Source organism: Roseateles sp. UC29_93, assembly GCF_042695725.1.
GTDB classification, from domain to species: Bacteria; Pseudomonadota; Gammaproteobacteria; order Burkholderiales; family Burkholderiaceae_C; genus Roseateles; species Roseateles noduli_A.
The window spans coordinates 4,575,603-4,593,576 of sequence record NZ_CP170545.1 but is presented as its reverse complement, the minus strand read 5'-3'; the positions used below and the strand labels follow the sequence as shown (position 1 = coordinate 4,593,576).

The window sequence follows — 17,974 nt, the reverse complement described above, 5'->3', positions numbered from 1 at the left end:
GTTGAGGGAACGATGTGGTGGAGGCGGGCGCGGATCAGCGCCACCCGGGGTCCCTTTACGCGGCGGGGTGCGCGTTGGATGCGCCGTCCCCGTCCGTGTCGCGGGTTTGATGTCCACCGCTCCTCCCGGAGGGCAAGGACGCGCCCTGTCAGCCCGTCATCGCGTCAGCGATGGGCGGGGACAGGCCCTGCAGGTTTCCGATGAATCCAGAAGTCGACGGGCTGCGTACGCGTCGCGCGCGAGGCGCGCCACGCGTGCCCGGTCGTTGCCTGGGCCTGCATTCATCACCGGGGCCGAGGCCTCGGACTTTTTCGGCGCGGAGCTACCGCTTCCGCCCCGTCGCCTTTGACATCCCCTTGATCCCGCCCAGGATCAGATCGATGCCCGCGAGGAAGTCGCCGCGGTCGTCATGGTCCCGCAACTGCGCCGCTACCGATCGTGTGAACGGGTAGTCGCGCTCGTCGAGCGCGGACCACGCGTCCGCCACCTCGCCGAGGAAGTCCTCCCGATCGAGCTCGCGCGTCTGCGCGGAAAGCCGGCTCGCCGCGTTCTGTCCGCCGACGCCGAGGATGTAGTGCAGCAGCGCCGATGTCGCCGACCACTGCCGCGCAGGCGGCGCACCGAGCACCCGCACCTGCTGTCCGATGCATTCGAGCAGACGCACCGTCGGCAGCGCGCCGGCCGAGTGGAACAGCGCCGAACCGATCCACGGGTGCTCGTCCATCGCGTCGAACATGCCGAGCGCCAGCGCGCGGATCGTGTCCTCCGGCGTCTGCGCTTCCGCATGGACGGCCATCACACCGGCGATCACGGCGTCGCAGGCGGCGACGATCAGATCGCCCTTGTTCGCGATGTGCCAGTAGATCGCGCCGGGTCCGGTCGCGAGCCGCTCCGACAGCGCGCGGAACGTCAGCCCGCCCTCCCCGGCGCTGTCGAGCAGCTCGATCGACGCGTCGATGATGCGATCGCGCGAGAGGGAATCCTCGCGCCGTTGAGGCGCACGTGTCTTCTTGACCATGCCGCATCTTGACACAACTGGAACATCGCTCCATCATCATGGAACGTCATTCCACACATCGGCCTGTTCCCTCCTTGTCGGGCGATGTCACTCCAGCCTGAAGGATTCCAGATGACACGCACGATCGCGATCGTCGGCGCCGGCCTGGGCGGCCTGATGCTCGCCCGGGTACTCCACGTCCACGGCATCGCCTCGACCGTCTACGAGGCAGAAGCCTCCGCCACCGCGCGCACGCAAGGCGGCATGCTCGACATCCACGAGGACAGCGGCCAGATCGCCTTGAAGGCCGCGCGGCTGCATGACGGGTTCGTCCGTCTCATCCATCCCGGCGGACAGGCCTCGCGGGTGCTCGACAGGACCGGCGCGGTGCTGCTCGACCAACCCGACGACGGCAACGGCGGTCGGCCCGAAGTGCGCCGCGGTGAACTCCGTCGCCTATTGCTGGACTCGCTGCCGGCAGGCACGGTGCAATGGGGTCGCAAGCTGGCATCGGTCACTGCGCTCGGCGGCGGCCGGCATGCAGTGAGCTTCGCCGATGGAACCACGGCGATGACGGATCTGCTCGTCGGCGCCGATGGGGCCTGGTCGAAAGTCCGCCCCCTGCTCTCCGACGCGAAGCCCGCGTACATCGGCACGACCTTCGTCGAGACGCATCTGTCCGATGCGGATGTCCGCCATCCCGCGAGCGCGCAGGCGGTCGGCGGTGGTGCCCTCTTCGCGATGGTGCCAGGCAAGGGCCTCTTCGCTCACCGCGAGCCGGACGGCGTGCTGCACACGTATGTGGCGCTGCGCAAGCCGACGGCCTGGGTCTCCGAGATCGAAGCCGCCGAGCCCAGCGCCGCACGGCATCGCGTGGCCGCAGAGTTCGAGGGCTGGGATCTGGCGCTCACCGCGCTCATCACTGACGGCGAGACGGATCCGGTGCTGCGGCCGATCCATGCGCTGCCCTCGGATCATCGATGGGCGCGTCTCTCTGGCGTGACGCTGCTCGGCGACGCGGCACATCTGATGGCCCCGGCGGGCGATGGCGCGAATCTCGCCATGCTCGACGGCGCCGAGCTCGGTGCGTCGATCGCCGGGCATTCCGGCGATCTCGAAGCGGCGCTCGCGGCCTATGAGGAGAAGCTCTTCCCCCGCAGCGCCGCGGCGGCGGCAGGGGCGGCCGAGGTGCTCGACGCCTGCCTCGGCGACGAGGCGCCGCACAGCCTGGTGCGCTTCTTCGACCAGGCTCGGTCGGCCGCCCGGCGGTGAAGCGTCATCGGGTGATGTCGGTGTTCACCGGGACGGCCCGCTCAAGCATGGCGTGCAGCAACACATTGCAGCCCGCCGTGATGTGCTCGGGCTTGGCATCCTCGATCTCGTTGTGGCTGATGCCGTCCTTGCAGGGGATGAAGATCATGCCCGTCGGCGCGAGTCTCGACATGTAGACGGCGTCGTGCCCCGCGCCGGAGACCGTGGGCATGCTGGAATAACCGAGCTGTTCAGCGGCACGCGCCACGGCATCGATGCAGTCCTGGTGGAAGCCGATGGCCGAGTAACTCGACACCATCTCGATCTTCACCTCCACGCCGTGCTCCGAGGCCACCTGCGCGGCGAAGGACTTCACCTCCTCGACCATCTGGTCGACCAGCGCGTCCGTCGCATTGCGCAGGTCGATGCTGAACTTCACCTGGCCCGGGATCACATTGCGACTGTTCGGAAAGACCTGCACCATGCCGACCGTGCCGCGGCCGTGCGGCGGATGGCGGTGCGCGGCATTCACCACGTCCTGCATGATGCGCGTGGCGGCCAGGAGCGCATCCTTGCGCAGCGCCATCGGCGTGGGGCCGGCGTGCGCCTCCATGCCGGTGACGGTGCAGTCGAACCAGCGGATGCCCAGCACGCCCTGCACCACGCCGATGGTCTTGTCGTTGTCCTCCAGCACCGGCCCCTGCTCGATGTGGGTCTCGAAGTAGGCACCCATCGGATGGTCGCCGGGTTCCTGCTCGCCGATGTAGCCGATGCGCTCGAGCTCGCCGCGCACGGTCTTGCCTTCGATGTCGGTGGCGGCGTACGCATGGTCGAGCGTGAACGCCTTGGCGAACACGCCCGAGCCCATCATGACGGGCACGAAGCGGGAGCCTTCCTCGTTCGTCCAGAAGGCGACCTCGATCGGCGCCTCGGTCTCGATGCCGTGGTCATTGAGCGTCCGCACCACCTCCAGCCCGGCCAGCACCCCGTAGTTGCCGTCGAACTTCCCGCCCGTGGGCTGCGTGTCGATGTGACTGCCGGTCATGATGGGCGCCAGCGCGTTGTTGCGGCCCGGGCGGCGCATGAAGGCGTTGCCGATCTTGTCGATGGTGACCGTCATGCCCGCCTCTCGCGCCCAGCGGAGGACCAGGTCGCGGCCGTCCCGGTCGAGGTCGGTCAGCGTCAGGCGGCACACGCCGCCCTTGGGTGTGGCGCCGATCTTCGCGAGCGCCATCAGCGACTCCCAGAGGCGCTCGCCGTTGACGCGCAGCGCGTCCAGTCGGGTGGGTGTCTTCATGTCCATCGCAAACCCCCTTCTCATCGCACCACGGCAGTCGGCGCGAGATCCTGCGCGCGCGCCTGCACGGCCTTGAAGTTGGGGCCGAAGGGAGGGCGCTTGAGGTAGCGGCCCTTCCCCTGCTCGGCCCGCAGATCGCCGTTCGCGTAGACGAGCCGGCCCTGGGAGATCGTGTGACTCGGCACGCCGCGCACCGTGCGGCCCTCGAAGATGTTGAAGTCGTTGCGGCTGTGGTGGGTCTTGGCGGAGAGCGTCTTCGTGCCCTGCGGGTCCCAGAGCACCAGGTCGGCATCGGCGCCTTCCGCGATCACGCCCTTTTGCGGATAGAGGTTGAACAGCCTGGCGCAGTTGGTCGAGGTGATCGCGACGAATTCGCTCGGCGTGAGCCGGCCGGTGTTGACGCCCGCATCCCAGATCACGGCCATGCGCTCCTCGATGCCGCCGCAACCGTTGGGGATCCTGGCGAAGTTGTCCTTGCCCGCGGCCTTCTGCCCGGCGCAGAAGGTGCAGTGGTCCGTCGCCGTGGTGTGGAGCTGGCCGCTCTGCAGGCCGCGCCAGAGGAACTCCTGATGGATCTTGGGTCGGAACGGCGGACTCATCACATAGGCCGCGGCGGTGGCGAAATCGGGGTGCCGGTAGACGCTGTCGTCGATCAGCAGGTGACCCGCCAACACCTCGCCGTAGACGCGCTGCCCGCGCGCACGAGCGCGGGCGATGGCCTCGGCGGCCTCGATGCAGGAGACATGGACGATGTAGATCGGCACCCCGAGCACATCGGCGATCGCGATGGCGCGGTTGGCGGCTTCGCCCTCGACCATCGGCGGGCGCGAGAGCGGGTGCCCCTCGGGCCCGGTGATGCCCATCTTGGCCACCTCCTGCTGGAGCAGGTAGACGAGTTCGCCGTTCTCGGCGTGCACGGTGGGCATGGCGCCGAGCTCCAGCGCGCGGCGAAAGCTGTTCACCAGCGTCTCGTCGTCGCACATGATGGCGTTCTTGTAGGCCATGAAGTGCTTGAAGCTGTTGATGCCCTCCTCGGCCACGAGCCGGCCCATGTCGGCATGCACGCTCTCGCTCCACCAGGTGACGGCCACGTGGAAGCCATAGTCGGCGGCGGACTTCCCGGCCCATTCGCGCCATTGCCGGTAGGCCTCCATCAGCGGCTGCTGCGGATTGGGGATGACGAAGTCGATGATGCTGGTGGTGCCGCCGGCCAGGCCCGCGGCGGTGCCACTGAAGAAGTCGTCCTGCGTCACCGTGCCCATGAAGGGCAGCTGCATGTGGGTGTGCGGATCGATGCCGCCGGGCAGCAGGTACTGGCCGGCACCGTCGAGCCGCTCGCAGCCGGACGGCGCCTCGCGTGCGGCGGCGGCGCCCACGGCCGCGATGCGGCCCTCCACGCAGAGCACGTCGGCCCGGGTTTCGCAGTCGGCGTTGACCACGGTCGCGCCGTGGATGAGCAAGGCGTTGTTCATCTCGACATCTCCTCAGGCATTGGCCGGTACCGGCGTTGCGCGCGCGCCCATGACCACGCGATAGACCACCGCCGCGATCGCCATACCGACGAACCAGGCGTAGGTGTAGATCAGCTTGAAGGGCTCCGCCACGTCGCCGAACCGCGCCGGCAGCGCCGCGTTCAGGAAGCCCGGGAGATCGGGCAGGACGCCGAGCACGAAGGCCAGCAGCGCGGCCCGGTTCCAGCCCGAGCCGTAGCTGTAGCGCCCGTCCTCGCGGTACAGGTCGTCGACCTGGAGCTCGGTGCGTCGGATCAGGTAGTAGTCGACGATCAGGATGCCGGCCACGGGACCGAGCAGCGCCGAGTAGCCGATCAGCCAGGTGAAGATGTAGCCCTGCGTCGACTCGAGGATCTTCCAGGGCATCATGGCCAGCGCCAGGCCGGCGGTGATGAAGCCGCCGGTGCGGTACGAGATTCGCCGAGGCGCCAGCGCCGAGAAGTCGAAGGCCGGGCCGACGAGGTTGGCCGCGAGGTTCACGCTCACGGTGTCGATCAGCAGCACGATCAGCGCGATCAGCACGGCAGCGCCCGTCATCCGGCTGGCCAGGTCCACCGGGTCCCAGATCGCCTTGCCGAAGATGACCACCGTGGCCGAGGTCACGATCACCGCCAGCGCGGCGAGCAGGCCCATCGGCGCCGGCAGGCCGATGGCCTGGCCGACGAACTGGTCGCGCTGCGATCTGGCGAAGCGCGTGAAGTCGGGGATGTTCAGCGCCAGCGTGGCCCAGAAACCGACCATGGCCGTGAGCGAGGGCCAGAACACGGCCCAGAACTGCCCGGCCTTCCTGCCGCCCTCGACGAACTGCGAGGGCTGGTCGAGGATCGGTCCGAAGCCCCCCGCACGCTGCCACGCCCAGCCCAGCAGCACGAAGCAGATCGCGATCTTGATCGGCGCCGTGTAGGTCTCCAGCTTGCGGATCGATTCGATGCCGTGGACGATGAAGTAGAACTGCAACCCCCAGAACGCCAGGAAGCACACGAGCTGTCCGGCCGTGATGCCCAGGCCCGGCAACGGATCGGCGTCGAGCGGGCGGCCCAGGATCGTGCCGATGAGCGTGTAGATCATCATGCCGCCAAACCAGGTCTGGATCCCGTACCAGCCGCAGGCCACCAGGGCCCGCAGCAGCGCCGGCAGCCGCCCGCCGCGCGTGCCGAAGGACGCCCGGGCCAGCACCGCGTACGGGATGCCGTGCCTCGCACCCGCGTGGCCGATCAGGAGCATCGGGATCAGCACGATGAAGTTGCCGAGAAACACGGTCAGCACGGCCTGCCGCCAGGACATGCCGGCCTCGATCAGTCCCGCCGCCAGCGTGTAGGCGGGAATGCACATCACCATGCCCACCCACAGCGCGGCGAAGTGGTACCAGCGCCAGGTGCGCTGCTCCGGCCGGGTGGGCGCCAGGTCGGCGTTGGACAGCTGATCGTTGCCCGGCGTGTTCATGCGGCCCCCTGCACGGTCTCGGGCGCGCTCGCGCACTGGCTGCGCGGGTTGTTCGGGTGCGTCGTCCAGTTGGCGTAGGTACCGGTGACCGGCTGGCCGGTACGACGATCGATCTCGCCGGGCTTGAGCGCGCGCATCGTGATCGTGTCGGGCACCGGGCAGATGGAGACGCACAGGTTGCAGCCCACGCACTCCTCGTCCTTGACCTCGAAGTGGCGCCTGCCGTCCTTCGTCGCGCTGATCGCCTGGTGCGAGGTGTCTTCGCAGACCACGTGGCAGCGACCGCACTGGATGCAGCTGTCCTGGTTGATGACGGCCTTCTCCACGTGGTTGAGGTTCAGGGCGTTCCAGTCCTTCACCGTCGGCGTGGCGCGGCCCCGCAGTTCCTCCACGGATCGCATGCCGCGCGAATCGAGGTAGTTGGACAGCCCGTCGCACAGGTCCTGCACGATCTTGAAGCCGTAGACCATGGCCGCGGTGCAGACCTGCACATTGCCGGCGCCGAGGGCGATGAACTCCGCCGCGTCCCGCCAGGTGGTGATGCCGCCGATGCCGGAGATGGGCAGGCCGGCCGTCAGCGGATCGCGGGCGATCTCGGCCACCATGTTCAGCGCGATGGGCTTGACCGCCGGGCCGCAGTAGCCGCCGTGCGAGCCCCAGCCGTCGGTGCTGGGCAGCATGGCGAGCCGGTCCAGGTCCACGCCCATGATGGAGTTGATCGTGTTGATCAGGCTGACAGCATCCGCGCCACCCGCCTTGGCCGCACGCGCCGGGTGGCGCACGTCGGTGATGTTGGGCGTGAGCTTCACGATGGTGGGCAGCCGGGCGTAGTGCTTGCACCACTCGGCGATGCGCTGGATGTACTCGGGCACCTGGCCGACGGCCGCGCCCATGCCGCGCTCGCTCATGCCGTGCGGGCAGCCGAAGTTGAGCTCGATCCCGTCGGCGCCCACGTCTTCCACCATGGGCAGGATGCGCTTCCAGGCCATCTCGTCCACGGGCACCATCAGCGAGACGACCATGGCACGGTCCGGCCAGGCGCGCTTGACGCGGGCGATCTCCTCGAGGTTGGTGCGCAGCGGCCGGTCGGTGATCAGCTCGATGTTGTTCAGGCCGATGACACGGCGGTCCTGCGACATCAGCGTGGCGTAGCGCGGGCCGCTCACATTGACCACGGGCGGATCCTCGCCCAGCGTCTTCCACACCACGCCGCCCCAGCCGGCTTCGAACGCGCGGGTGACGTTGATCTCCTTGTCGGTCGGCGGCGCGGACGCCAGCCAGAACGGGTTGGGGCTCTTGATGCCCGCGAAAGTGGTGGTGAGATCAGCCACGGTGGACCTCCTGGGGGCGTGCCTGGGAACTGCCGGCCTCGTCGCGCAGCGCGGCGTCGATGGACACGGCCGCGCGCTTGCCGTGCTCGACGGCTTCCACCGTCAGATCGCGGCCGCCGTGGCGGCAATCGCCGCCGGCCCAGACCCGCGGGTGGCTGGTGCGCCCGTCGTCGTCCGTGCCGATGCGTCCGCCGACGAGCGTGATCGCGGCGCCGACGGGCTCCGCGACGAAGGTCTGGCCGATGGCCTTGAGCACCATGTCGGCGGGGAGCGTGAAGGCCTCGCCGGTCTCCACGAGCTGGCCGCCCTGCTCCGCCGTGGCGGCAAAGCGCACGCCGATGACCCGCCCGCTGTCGCCCAGCACCGCCGTGGGCTTCGCCCAATGACGCACCGTGACACCGTTGGTCTGCGCCCAACGCACCTCGACGTCGGAGGCCGAGAGCGACTCCGGCCCGCGCCGGTAGACCATCGTCACTTCTTCGGCGCCCAGCAGGCGGGCCTGCACCGCCGCGTCCACCGCCGTCATGCCGCCCCCGATGACGACGACGCGACGGCCGACCGGCACCTGCGCGGGATCGCTCTGGCGCAGCTCGGCGATGAAGTCCACCGCGGCGCGCAGGCCGTCGAGCTGCGGCTCCTCGATGCCCAGCGCGTTCACCCCCGCCAGGCCCATGCCGAGGAAGACCGCGTCGAAGCCCGCGAGCAGCTCGTCGAGCGTGAAGTCACGGCCGAGCTGCTGTCCGCAGCGCGGCTCGATGCCACCGATGGACAGCAGCCAGTCGATCTCCTGTTGCGCGAAGTCGCCCGCCGTCTTGTACGTGGCCAGGCCGTACTCGTTGAGTCCGCCCAGCTTGGGCTGGGCGTCGAAGAGCACCACCTCGTGGCCGCGTCGCGCCAGGCCGTGCGCGGAGGCCAGGCCCGCCGGGCCCGCGCCGACGACGGCCACGCGCCGGCCGGTCGCGGCGGCGCGCGTGAACAGCGGTGCACCGGGCGCCGAGAAGTGCGCATCCGTCGCGTAGCGCTGCAGGCGGCCGATCTCCACCGGCTTGTCCTCGTTCCTGTCGCGCACGCAGGCCTGCTCGCACAGGACCTCGGTCGGACAGACCCGCGCGCACAGGCCGCCCAGCGGGTTGGCCTCCAGGATGGCGCGCGCCGCGCCGCGGAGGTTGTCCTGCGCGATGCGCTGGATGAAGGTCGGGATGTCGATGCCGGTGGGACAGGCCGCGATGCAGGGCGCATCGAAGCAGTAGTAGCAGCGCTCGGCCTCGATCAGCGCCTGCACGCGCGTCAGCGCCGGGTGGGCGTCGCCGAAGTTGCGGGCGTAGGCGGCGGCATCGAGCCGTCCGGCGCGGATCCCGCCCGGAGGGCTGTCGTCCGATGTGTGTGGCGATGGCTCGTTCGTCATCTCGACCTCATCCGTTGGCGGTCAGTACGGCGGCGATATTTACTGAGAAGTAAAAAATTGACCATCGCGTAAAAACCCGATGAAGACGTCCTGGGGCGTTGCCGCCCACAATCGGTGCATGGAGAAACAGTTGCAGACACCGCCGCGCAAGGCCAGTGCGGCCCGTATCCGGAAGCAGTCGCAGATCCTGGCCGAGGCGGAGCAGCAGTTCGCGCGCTTCGGCTTCGAGGGCGTCTCGCTCGACAGCATTGCCGCGGCGCTGTCGATCAGCCGGCAGAACATGCTGTACTACTACGCGAGCAAGGAGGAGTTGTACGGTGCCGTGCTCGACAGCGTGCTGGCGTCCTGGCTCGAGAGCATGGACACCTTGGCCAGGGAGCACGAGCCCGAGTCGGCGATCAGCGCCTACATTCGCGCCAAGCTGCGCTTCTCACGCGAGCGTCCGGGCGGCTCGGCGGTCTTCACGCGCGAAGTCATGGCCGGCGCGCCCCGCTACGCCGACAAGCTCGCCAAGAGCGTCGTGCCGCATCTGCGCGCGAATGTGCGCACCTTCGAGCGCTGGGCCAAGCAGGGCCTGGTGGCGCGCGTGGACTTCACGCACCTGATGTTCCTGATCTGGTCCTCGACCCAGGCCTATGCCGACCTGGGCCCCCAGTTCGCCGTGGTGATGGGCAAGCGGCAGTTGTCGGAGGGCGACTTCGATGCCGCCCACGCCTTGATCACGAGTGTGGTGATGAAGAGCCTGCGCGGCTGATTCAGCGCATGCTGTCCGCCACGGCGTTCCGCCACGTCGTCGGCGACTTCCCCGTGACACGTTTGAATGCATTGCTGAAGGCGCTCTCGGACGCATAACCGAGCGAGCGCGCCAGCACCGCCACCGGCGTGTCCTCCTCCCTCAACGCGCGCTCCGCCAGTCGCATGCGCCAGTCCGCGAGGTAGCTCAGCGGGGCGACGCCCGCGATGTCCTTGAAGCGCACGGCGAAGGTCGTCCGCGACATCGCGCAGGCGCTCGCCAGTTCTTCGAGATGCCAGCTTCGCGCAGGGTCGCCATGCATCAGGCGCAAGGCCGGCGCGAGGCGCGGATCCGCCAGCGCGCGCAGCCACCCAGCGGGCATCGGGCCCGACGCCTCCAGATGCGCGCGCAGGATCTGGATGAACAGCAGCTGCGAGAGTTGCTCCGTCACCAGCTGCGCGCCGGGCAGCGGATGGGCCCGCTCCTCGACGAGCTGCTCCAGCACCCATCGGAACACCGTGGCCCGAGGCGAGGCCGCCCGGATGTGGATCCACGGCGGCAGGACGCCCTCGAGCAGGCGTCCGCTTGCCGGGTCGAGCAAGACATGACCCCCGAGGTGCGCGAAGTCCTCGCCGTCGCCCAAGGTGGCCGTCGAGCGGCCGGCGCCGGAGAAGAGTCCCATCGCATCGACGGGCTCGATGTCCAGGGCGCTCGCCAGCACCGACGCCCGCTTCGCCGCCAGCAGCCCCACGTCCCCGGTCTCGAAGAGGACCGCGTCGGGCTCGCCCTCGATGCGCACCCAGCAGCGGCCCTTCACGACGGCGAAGAACTTGATCTTGTCGGGCGCGGGGAAGCGGATCGCCCACTGCCCGCCGGCCCGGAAGCCGCCGGTGACCAGCGACTCGGCGCGTGTGAACTTGAGGATGTCGGAAAACGGATCAGCCTGCATTTCCGAACTATCACGCAAGTGATGCGTACGCTCAAGCATTCACAGTTCGGACGCCGCCTCCTATCGTGCCGGTCTTCGGCCTCGGGCAGCGGACTGCACCGTTCGACGAGGCCACCCCCGTGGAAGACTTGAAGAGCATGAACGACATGAGCAATTCGAACGACCTCGACGACCCGGGCCATCGGAACGATCCGAAGGACCCGCGCGGCGACCTCGTCCTGGTCACCGGCGGCGCCGGCTTCATCGCCCAGCACTGCATCCTCGCGCTGCTCGCCGGCGGCTACCGCGTGCGCACCACCCTGCGCACCGCGAAGCGAGAAGCCGAGGTCCGCGCCCATCTGCGCGTCGGTGGTGCCGATCCCGGCGATCGCCTGTCCTTCGTCGTCGCCGACCTGTCGGACGACGCCGGCTGGAGCGAGGCCGTGGCGGGATGCCGCTACGTGCTGCACGGCGCCTCACCGACGCCCTCGGGCACGTATGCGAGCGAAGAGGACTGGATCCGCCCCGCGGTGGACGGCAACCTGCGCGTGCTGCGCGCGGCGCGGGAGGCCGGCGTCCAGCGCGTCGTGCTGACCTCCGCCTTCGGCGCGATCTGCGCCGGCCACGGGCCGATGTCCCGCCCCTTCGACGAGACGGACTGGAGCGACCTCTCCGGCCAGGTCTGGCCGTATCAGAAGTCCAAGACGCTGGCTGAACGCGCCGCCTGGGACTTCATCGCGAAGGAAGGTCGCGGGCTCGAACTCTCGGCGATCAACCCGGTCGCGGTGCTGGGCCCGGCGTTGGGTCCCGACACCTCCCATTCCATCGGCCTCATCCAGCGGATGATGAACGGCCAGCCCGGCTGTCCGAAGATCAACACCGGCGTCGTCGACGTCCGCGACGTCGCCGACCTGCATCTGCGCGCGATGGTCGACCCGGCCGCGAACGGCGAGCGCTTCCTCGCCACCGCCGGCGACAGCCTGTGGATGGTCGACATCGCGCAGGTGCTCAAGCGGCGGCTCGGCGCCGCCGCGCACCGCGTGAAGACGCGGGTGCTGCCGAGCTGGCTGGTGAAGCTGATCGGGCGCGGCACGCCCGCGGGGCGCAGCGTCGCCTGGCTGCTCGACCGGAACATGAACGCCTCGGGCAACAAGGCGCGACGCGTGCTCGGCTGGCGGCCGCGGTCCAACGAGGAGGCGATCGTGGCGACCGCCGAGAGTCTCATCCGATTGGGCATGTTGCGCGACGCGAAGTAGCGCGCGCAACACCCCGCGGAACGCTCACTCGACGGTGATGCTCCGCTCCTTGATGAGCGTGGCCATGCGCTTGAGTTCGGCGTTGACGAACTTCTCCGACTCGGCCACGCCGCCGTGGAACGCGTCGCCGCCCAGCTCGGCGATCCGCGCCTTCACCTCGGGCGAGGCCAGTGCCTGCTGCACGGCCTTGGACAGCCGGTCGACGACCGGCGCGGGCGTGCCGACCGGGGCGAACAGCCCGTTCCATTCATACATCTCGAAGCCGGGCAGCCCTGCCTCGGCGCCGGTCGGCACGTCCGGCAATGCCGCGGAGCGCTTCTTCCCGCTGACCGCCAGCGGGCGCAGCTTGCCCTGCTTCACGTACTGCAGCGTCGAGGCCACGTTGCCGAAGAACACGGGGACCTGGCCGCCGATCACGTCGGTCAGCGCGGGGCCGCCGCCCTTGTACGGCACATGCATCATCTCGACCTTCGCCGACTGCTCGAACAGCACGCCGGCGATGTGCTGCGCCGAGCCGTTGCCCGATGAGGCGAAGGCCACCGCATCCGTCTTCGCCTTGGCCGCCGCCACCAGTTCGGCGGCGTTCTTCGCCGGGAACTGTGCGTTCACCAGCACAACGTTGGGGAACAGCGCCGTCACCGCGACCGTCTTGAAGGCCTTGCCCTGCTTGTAGGGCGAGTTGGGGAACAGCGTCGGCGTGACGGCATACGAGGACGCGTCGAACAGCAGCGTGTAGCCGTCGGCCGGCGCGCGCGCCACGGCGCCGGCGGCGATCTGGCCGCTGCCGCCCGGGCGGTTCTCGATGATGATGGTCTGCCCGAGCGCCTCGCCGACCTTGGGCGCGATCAGGCGCGCGATCAGGTCCGCGCCGCCGCCGGGCGGGTAGCTCACCATGAAGGTCACCGGTTTGGTCGGCCAGGCTTGCGCCGAGGCGCCGCCGGAGAAGCTGGTCAGGGCGGCCAGGGCCAGCGCCGTCAGCACGGCATGGCGTCGTTGGATCATCGTGGGTCTCCAGGGGAAAAATGAACCCGCGCTTCTCGGCGCAGGGGATCAGCGCGTCTCGGCGCTGTAGTGGAAGGCGGTGGCGTCGCCCCAGGTGGTGCGCAGCTCGATGCACTGGCCGCCGAGGTCGAAGGCCTTGCGGTCGACGCGGATCCCGGGCGCGCCCTCGGGCAGGTCCAGCAGGGCCGCGGTCGCGGCGTCCAGATGGCCGAAGGTCAGTTCATCGGCGGCCCGCGCGACCGTCACGCCGCACAGGCGGGCCAGCATCGGATAGAGCAGGTCCTCCCACTCGCGGAGCGGGAGCTCGCGCAACGCGGCGAAGCGGGCGAGCGGCAGCAGGAGGTCCTCGGCGAGCACTGGCTTCGCATCGAGCAGCCGCACCCGCTTCACGCGCAGCGCGGCGTCGCCGGTCTCCTGTCCGAGCGCCTGGGCCTCGGCGGCGCGCAGGCGCACGGTCTGGCAGCGCCGGACCTGCGCCGTGGGCGGACCGTCCGCCGGACCGCGGAACCGGAAGAAGCGCAGCAGCGACGGCCCGTTCAAGCCCTGCGTGACGAAGGTGCCCTTGCCGTGCACGCGCTGGATGATGCCCTCGGCCGCCAGCATGGCGACGGCCTGCCGGACCGTGCCGAGCGCCATGCCGAAGCGCTGCGCGAGCTCGGTCTCCGAAGGGATGGCCGCGCCCGCGGACCACTCGCCGCCGATGATGCGCTGGCGGAGGTCCTGCGCGAGCTGCGCATAGCGGCTGACGCCGGCGGTGGAGGCGAGTCCCCTGTCGGAGGCGCCCGACGGACCTGATGTGCTCGGTGTTCGCAAAGCTGCTTTCATGCAGTCCTCTATAGGACTAGAATTCGCTCATGATGCCGACGCCCCACCCCGCCGTCAACCCCACCGGCCCGAGCGAGGCCGCCGCCACGCCCGGCTCGGGCGCGGTCACCGGCCAGCCCCTCTCGGGCGTGGTCGACACGCACTTCCACGCGTTTGCGCGGACGACCGCGGGCGCGCCGGGATCGCGCTATGTGCCGGACTACGCGGCGCCGATCGAGGCCTGGGACACGGCGGTCGCGCCGAACGGCATCACGCACGGCGTGCTGGTGCAGCCGAGCTTCCTCGGCACGGACAACAGCCACCTGCTCCAGCTGCTGGCCGAGCGGCCCGCGCAGCTCCGCGGCGTGGCCGTCGTCTCGCCGGATTTCGCGGTCCACGAGCTCCGCCGCATGGACGCGCTGGGCGTCTGCGGCGTCCGGCTCAACCTGGTCGGCACCGATCACCGGATCGGCGAGGACCTGCATCCGCTGTTCGATCAGTTGGAGGCGCTGTCCTGGCATCTGCAGATCCACACGGACCACGGGCGTCTCGCGGAAGTGCTGCGCCAGCTCCCCGGGTCCTTGACGGTCGTCGTCGACCACTTCGGCAAGCCGGCGTCGCCGACCGAGTTCAGCGGCCTGGTCGCCGGACAACACGACCGGCTCTACGTGAAGCTGAGCGCGCCCTACCGCCTCGCGGCCGGGTGCGAGGCCCAGGACCTGGCGGCCCGCTGGCTGGACCGCGTGGGTCCGATGCGGCTGGTGTGGGGCAGCGACTGGCCGTGCACGGCCCATGAGCAGGCGCAGGCGACGTCCGCATCGCCACGGTGGCTCGCCGACTGGCTGGCCTCGGACACGATGAGAGAGGTCGTGCTCACCGACAACGCGCTGAGCCTGTACGGGTTCTGAGCGCCGCTTCGCGGCGGCCCTCCAGCGGCTTCCCAATCGCGCTCTCGCTTCGAGGAGCGCGCTATGAAAGCAGCGTCGAGGCCCGGTCAGCCTGGTGCGTGGCAGACCGCCTCGATGTTGTGTCCCTCCGGATCGGTCACGAAGGCCGCGTAGTAGTTCGCGTGGTACTTCGGACGCAGTCCGGGCGGGCCGTTGTCCTTGCCGCCGGCCGCCAGCGCGGCACGATGGAACGCGTCGACCTGGTCGCGGGTCTGGGCCACGAAGGCGATGTGGAGCGGCGCCGTCCGTTCCTCGGTCTGGAACAGACACAGCGATGCGTTGTTGCTGCCGCAGATCTCGATGCCGTAGGTCGGAACGCCCTCCCCGCCGATCGTCACGCCGAGCGGCGCGAGCGCCTGCAGATAGAACGCCTTGCTCGCGGCATAGTCGCGGACGCCGAATTTGACGTGGTCGAACATGAGCTCTCCTGAAAAGGGGGTGTCCATCATCGCGCCATCTGTCGGCGACCTATCGACGACTCATCGGCGGCTCATCGGCGGCTCACCGGCGCCTTTTCCGCGGCGCTTTCGCCAAGCCCGTCGGCCGGCCATCGATAGCGCCGAATGAGCCATCCGGGCCATTCCCTGGGCCATCGAGTCGCGGTTACCCTCACTGCGAGATGTCATCAATTCGCAATATTTCTTCTGTAGGACTTGCCGGCGCCGATCCCGGCGTGCTGTCCTGGTGGCGCGCCCTTCGCGCGATCGCCGTGCTCAACGTCTGCCTGTGGCTGGCGGTGCTGCAATTTGCGCCGATCGACGGCTTCCAGGCTCACTTGCACCTGGCCTTGTCCGGCGTCTACGTGCTGGTCTGCGCCTACCGCTCGCTGTTTCCGCGGGTGGACCTCGAGCGACTGGTCGTCGTGGACACCCACCTCTCCAGCATCTTCCTGGGCCGCACCGCGGCCACGATCGCGGAGATCTGCTTCGCGTTCCAACTGGGTCTGCTGGTCCACCAACTGGCCGGGCACGCCGGCATGCCGGCGGTCCAGAAGGCGGCGTGGGCGATCCCGCTGTTCATGGTGATCGCGCAGGGCTTCTGCTGGCACAGCGTGCTGACGCTGAACCACATCACGCAAGCGGTCGAGTCCTCGCTCTGGGCGGCTGGCTTCAGCTGGATGGCGATCCTGCTCGGCGTCATCGCGCTGAACAGCAGCGGCTGGGTCCACGCGGTGGCGCTCTTCGGCATCGTGGGCGCGATGGGCTTCGTCGCGTATGTGCTCAGCGTGGACGTGCCGATGTACTGCCGCCGCTACCGCGAGGGCCGCGCGCGCGGCCTCGTCTACATGCGCCTGGACGAAGGCGCGCGCGACGCCTGGCACCGCCGCGTCCCGAGCGGCAGCTGGGTCGCGTGGAAGGCCGATGCGCTGTGGCTCACGCCGTACTTCAGCTTCGGGGTGTGGGCGAGTATTGCGATGGTGTGCGTGCCGGGGGTGTGAGGTCCATCGGCACGAACAAGGTTCATCGCGAGGGGCTCTTGACCTCCCGCGCTTCTCTCGGACCTTCACCATCATTTCGGACATCTCCCGGCCCTCGTCATCGGCGCGCGCCAGCGCCCGTCCAGCGCGTCGTGCGTCGAATAGACTCCGCAGCATTGCCATCTTTCGACACCACACGCCGATGACTGGGGTTCATGGGAACGGGATTTTCCACTTCACTGCCGACGACGTGCGGCTCTCGGAGATCCGGCTGCGCGGCTCGACCTATCCCGGTAATGTCGGGGGTGTGAAATGACCCGTAAGCAGCCCGCTCCTGAGGTGGCGGACAGCCATCCCCTTCTTCGGGCCGCGGCGTTCATCGTTGCCCTGATCGGTGCTGGTGTCGCCATCTTCCTGGGCCCGTTCGCATTCACCCGCTTCTTTGGCATCACGGCGATGCTCGTCGCGGTCGTGTTCGCCCTCGGGGGCGGGATTCCAATCAGCTTGGGCGAATCGGTGGTCGGCGTGGTCAGGGGATGGAAGAAGGCCTTCGTCTGTGTTCCCCTGATCGCCGTGGGTCTCTACATCGCGGTGAATGCCGAAAAGGTGACGTGCTGGTCATCCAAGAGCAAGCATCTCTGCGCCGCCAAGAAATGAATGTGCCCACTCCTTCCCACCCCCGCACCGAATCCGACGTCCGCATCGACCTCGCCGCCGCCTATCGCCTGGCCGCGCTGGCGGGTTGGGACGACACGATCTACACGCACCTGTCCGCCGCCGTTCCCGGCGAGCCCGGCGTCTACCTGCTGAATGAATTCGGCCTCGGCTTCGACGAGGTCTGCGCCTCCAGCCTGGTGAAGGTCGACGTGCGCGGCCGCGTCGTCGACGGCACCGGCCGGCGCGTCAATCCGAGCGGCTTCGCGATCCATGGCGCCGTGCACGCCGCCCGCCCCGACGTCGAATGCGTGATCCACCTGCACGCACCGTGGGGCGTCGCGCTGGCCATGCTCCCGGGCGGACTGCAGCCGACCTCGCAATGGGCGATGCGTCTGCACGGCCGGCTCGGCCGCCACGCTTACGAAGGACTGGCGCTGGGCGCCGATGAACAAGCCCGCCTCGTCGCCAATCTCGGCGCGCTCGACGGTCTGATCCTCGAGAACCACGGCACGCTGACCGTCGGCCGCTCGGTGGCCGAGGCCTACCTGCTGATGCACATCCTCGAGCGCGCCGCGCAGGCTCAGCTGCGCGCGATGGCCGCAGCGGCCGCGACCGGCGGCCGCGTGCTGCAGGTCAGCGACGAACTAGCAAAGCTCACCCACCACCAATGGATCGGCGACGGCACCGAACGCGACGGCGACGCCGAATGGCCCGCGCTGCTGCGCCGCGTGGACCGACTGTCGCCCGGCTTCCGGAACTGAATCCCCCACACTCCCAGGAGAACACCCATGCCCACCCTCCGCGTCGAACTCTTCGAAGGCCGGACCCCGCAGCAGAAGGCCGATCTGGCCAGGGAACTCACCGAGGCCTGCGTCCGCGTGCTTGGCGGTAGCGCTGACGGCGTCGACGTCCTGTTCTTCGACGTGAAGCGTCAGGACTGGGCGACCGGCGGCGTGCTGTGGTCCGAGAAAGGCAAGTAGGCCGGGCGCGTCGTC

18 protein-coding genes are annotated in these 17,974 nt (G+C 69.3%); 8 read left to right on the top strand and 10 right to left on the bottom strand.

Translation table 11 applies throughout. The features are described from left to right. Positions 1-322 precede the first annotated feature (322 nt). A complete protein-coding gene (locus ACFJIX_RS21510; protein ID WP_377154705.1) occupies positions 323-1,018 on the bottom strand; it encodes a TetR/AcrR family transcriptional regulator in 696 nt (231 codons plus the stop codon). A 111-nt stretch (positions 1,019-1,129) separates the two neighbouring features. Here ACFJIX_RS21510 and ACFJIX_RS21505 point away from each other — a divergent pair, with 111 nt between their 5' ends. After that, the gene (locus ACFJIX_RS21505; RefSeq protein WP_377154703.1) at positions 1,130-2,269 is read left to right on the top strand and encodes an FAD-dependent oxidoreductase; all 1,140 of its coding nucleotides are present in this window, start codon (positions 1,130-1,132) and stop codon (positions 2,267-2,269) included. A 4-nt stretch (positions 2,270-2,273) separates the two neighbouring features. On the opposite strand, the gene ACFJIX_RS21500 is transcribed toward ACFJIX_RS21505, so the two are convergent. Genes ACFJIX_RS21500 through ACFJIX_RS21480 form a run of 5 tightly spaced genes read right to left on the bottom strand, consistent with a single transcriptional unit; the run spans position 2,274 to position 9,235 of the window. Then, positions 2,274-3,551, bottom strand: a complete 1,278-nt coding sequence (locus ACFJIX_RS21500) for a Zn-dependent hydrolase (protein WP_377154701.1) — start codon at positions 3,549-3,551, stop codon at positions 2,274-2,276. Between the two features lie 14 nt (positions 3,552-3,565). Further along, positions 3,566-5,017, bottom strand: a complete 1,452-nt coding sequence (gene hydA / locus ACFJIX_RS21495) for a dihydropyrimidinase (RefSeq protein WP_377154699.1) — start codon at positions 5,015-5,017, stop codon at positions 3,566-3,568. A 12-nt stretch (positions 5,018-5,029) separates the two neighbouring features. Then, complete coding sequence (locus ACFJIX_RS21490) at positions 5,030-6,499, bottom strand: NCS1 family nucleobase:cation symporter-1 (RefSeq protein WP_377154697.1); 1,470 nt, start codon at positions 6,497-6,499, stop codon at positions 5,030-5,032. Next, positions 6,496-7,830 (bottom strand): NAD-dependent dihydropyrimidine dehydrogenase subunit PreA, encoded by a 1,335-nt coding sequence (preA, locus tag ACFJIX_RS21485; protein ID WP_377154695.1) that lies wholly within the window; start codon positions 7,828-7,830, stop codon positions 6,496-6,498. Before preA ends, ACFJIX_RS21490 begins: the two co-directional genes overlap by 4 nt. Continuing rightward, positions 7,823-9,235, bottom strand: a complete 1,413-nt coding sequence (locus ACFJIX_RS21480; protein ID WP_377154693.1) for an NAD(P)-dependent oxidoreductase — start codon at positions 9,233-9,235, stop codon at positions 7,823-7,825. Before ACFJIX_RS21480 ends, preA begins: the two co-directional genes overlap by 8 nt. A gap of 118 nt (positions 9,236-9,353) precedes the next feature. On the opposite strand from ACFJIX_RS21480, the gene ACFJIX_RS21475 reads away from it, so the two are divergent. Continuing rightward, positions 9,354-9,989: a TetR/AcrR family transcriptional regulator gene (locus tag ACFJIX_RS21475; protein ID WP_377154691.1), complete on the top strand. Its 636-nt coding sequence runs from the start codon at positions 9,354-9,356 to the stop codon at positions 9,987-9,989. A gap of 1 nt (position 9,990) precedes the next feature. On the opposite strand, the gene ACFJIX_RS21470 is transcribed toward ACFJIX_RS21475, so the two are convergent. Further along, positions 9,991-10,917, bottom strand: coding sequence for an AraC family transcriptional regulator (locus ACFJIX_RS21470; protein WP_377154689.1), 927 nt, complete (start codon positions 10,915-10,917; stop codon positions 9,991-9,993). Positions 10,918-11,063: 146 nt separating this feature from the next. Here ACFJIX_RS21470 and ACFJIX_RS21465 point away from each other — a divergent pair, with 146 nt between their 5' ends. Further along, positions 11,064-12,152, top strand: a complete 1,089-nt coding sequence (locus ACFJIX_RS21465) for an SDR family oxidoreductase (protein WP_377154687.1) — start codon at positions 11,064-11,066, stop codon at positions 12,150-12,152. A 24-nt stretch (positions 12,153-12,176) separates the two neighbouring features. Here ACFJIX_RS21465 and ACFJIX_RS21460 read toward each other — a convergent pair whose 3' ends face one another. After that, positions 12,177-13,154 carry a tripartite tricarboxylate transporter substrate binding protein gene (locus ACFJIX_RS21460; RefSeq protein ID WP_377154685.1) on the bottom strand — a complete coding sequence of 326 codons (978 nt, stop codon included), beginning with the start codon at positions 13,152-13,154 and terminating at the stop codon, positions 12,177-12,179. A 48-nt stretch (positions 13,155-13,202) separates the two neighbouring features. Beyond that, positions 13,203-13,979 carry a GntR family transcriptional regulator gene (locus ACFJIX_RS21455; RefSeq protein WP_377154683.1) on the bottom strand — a complete coding sequence of 259 codons (777 nt, stop codon included), beginning with the start codon at positions 13,977-13,979 and terminating at the stop codon, positions 13,203-13,205. Positions 13,980-14,008: 29 nt separating this feature from the next. Here ACFJIX_RS21455 and ACFJIX_RS21450 point away from each other — a divergent pair, with 29 nt between their 5' ends. After that, on the top strand, positions 14,009-14,866 hold the full coding sequence (locus ACFJIX_RS21450) for an amidohydrolase family protein (RefSeq protein WP_377154681.1): 858 nt from the start codon (positions 14,009-14,011) through the stop codon (positions 14,864-14,866). Between the two features lie 86 nt (positions 14,867-14,952). Here the strand turns inward: ACFJIX_RS21450 and ACFJIX_RS21445 are convergent, their stop codons facing one another. After that, positions 14,953-15,324: a VOC family protein gene (locus ACFJIX_RS21445; protein ID WP_377154679.1), complete on the bottom strand. Its 372-nt coding sequence runs from the start codon at positions 15,322-15,324 to the stop codon at positions 14,953-14,955. Positions 15,325-15,578: 254 nt separating this feature from the next. Here ACFJIX_RS21445 and ACFJIX_RS21440 point away from each other — a divergent pair, with 254 nt between their 5' ends. The 4 genes from ACFJIX_RS21440 (at position 15,579) to ACFJIX_RS21425 (ending at position 17,959) form a co-directional block, all read left to right on the top strand. After that, complete coding sequence (locus ACFJIX_RS21440; protein WP_377154677.1) at positions 15,579-16,343, top strand: hypothetical protein; 765 nt, start codon at positions 15,579-15,581, stop codon at positions 16,341-16,343. A gap of 291 nt (positions 16,344-16,634) precedes the next feature. Continuing rightward, on the top strand, positions 16,635-16,979 hold the full coding sequence (locus tag ACFJIX_RS21435; RefSeq protein WP_377154675.1) for a hypothetical protein: 345 nt from the start codon (positions 16,635-16,637) through the stop codon (positions 16,977-16,979). Continuing rightward, the gene (locus ACFJIX_RS21430) at positions 16,976-17,740 is read left to right on the top strand and encodes a class II aldolase/adducin family protein (RefSeq protein ID WP_377154673.1); all 765 of its coding nucleotides are present in this window, start codon (positions 16,976-16,978) and stop codon (positions 17,738-17,740) included. Before ACFJIX_RS21435 ends, ACFJIX_RS21430 begins: the two co-directional genes overlap by 4 nt. 27 nt (positions 17,741-17,767) lie before the next feature. Next, entirely contained in the window at positions 17,768-17,959 is a 192-nt protein-coding gene (locus ACFJIX_RS21425) for a 4-oxalocrotonate tautomerase (RefSeq protein WP_377154671.1), read from the top strand. Positions 17,960-17,974 lie beyond the last annotated feature (15 nt).

Excerpts from the sequence above, each read along its gene's own strand:
- ACFJIX_RS21480 (WP_377154693.1), bottom strand. The coding sequence starts at position 9,235 with ATGACGAACGAGCCATCGCCACACACATCGGACGACAGCCCTCCGGGC.
- ACFJIX_RS21450 (WP_377154681.1), top strand. The coding sequence starts at position 14,009 with ATGATGCCGACGCCCCACCCCGCCGTCAACCCCACCGGCCCGAGCGAG.
- ACFJIX_RS21455 (WP_377154683.1), bottom strand. The coding sequence starts at position 13,979 with ATGAAAGCAGCTTTGCGAACACCGAGCACATCAGGTCCGTCGGGCGCC.
- ACFJIX_RS21500 (WP_377154701.1), bottom strand. The coding sequence starts at position 3,551 with ATGGACATGAAGACACCCACCCGACTGGACGCGCTGCGCGTCAACGGC.
- ACFJIX_RS21510 (WP_377154705.1), bottom strand. The coding sequence starts at position 1,018 with ATGGTCAAGAAGACACGTGCGCCTCAACGGCGCGAGGATTCCCTCTCG.
- ACFJIX_RS21465 (WP_377154687.1), top strand. The coding sequence starts at position 11,064 with ATGAGCAATTCGAACGACCTCGACGACCCGGGCCATCGGAACGATCCG.
- ACFJIX_RS21430 (WP_377154673.1), top strand. The coding sequence starts at position 16,976 with ATGAATGTGCCCACTCCTTCCCACCCCCGCACCGAATCCGACGTCCGC.
- ACFJIX_RS21505 (WP_377154703.1), top strand. The coding sequence starts at position 1,130 with ATGACACGCACGATCGCGATCGTCGGCGCCGGCCTGGGCGGCCTGATG.
- ACFJIX_RS21445 (WP_377154679.1), bottom strand. The coding sequence starts at position 15,324 with ATGTTCGACCACGTCAAATTCGGCGTCCGCGACTATGCCGCGAGCAAG.
- ACFJIX_RS21490 (WP_377154697.1), bottom strand. The coding sequence starts at position 6,499 with ATGAACACGCCGGGCAACGATCAGCTGTCCAACGCCGACCTGGCGCCC.
- ACFJIX_RS21470 (WP_377154689.1), bottom strand. The coding sequence starts at position 10,917 with ATGCAGGCTGATCCGTTTTCCGACATCCTCAAGTTCACACGCGCCGAG.
- ACFJIX_RS21475 (WP_377154691.1), top strand. The coding sequence starts at position 9,354 with ATGGAGAAACAGTTGCAGACACCGCCGCGCAAGGCCAGTGCGGCCCGT.
- ACFJIX_RS21435 (WP_377154675.1), top strand. The coding sequence starts at position 16,635 with ATGACCCGTAAGCAGCCCGCTCCTGAGGTGGCGGACAGCCATCCCCTT.
- ACFJIX_RS21425 (WP_377154671.1), top strand. The coding sequence starts at position 17,768 with ATGCCCACCCTCCGCGTCGAACTCTTCGAAGGCCGGACCCCGCAGCAG.
- ACFJIX_RS21460 (WP_377154685.1), bottom strand. The coding sequence starts at position 13,154 with ATGATCCAACGACGCCATGCCGTGCTGACGGCGCTGGCCCTGGCCGCC.
- hydA (WP_377154699.1), bottom strand. The coding sequence starts at position 5,017 with ATGAACAACGCCTTGCTCATCCACGGCGCGACCGTGGTCAACGCCGAC.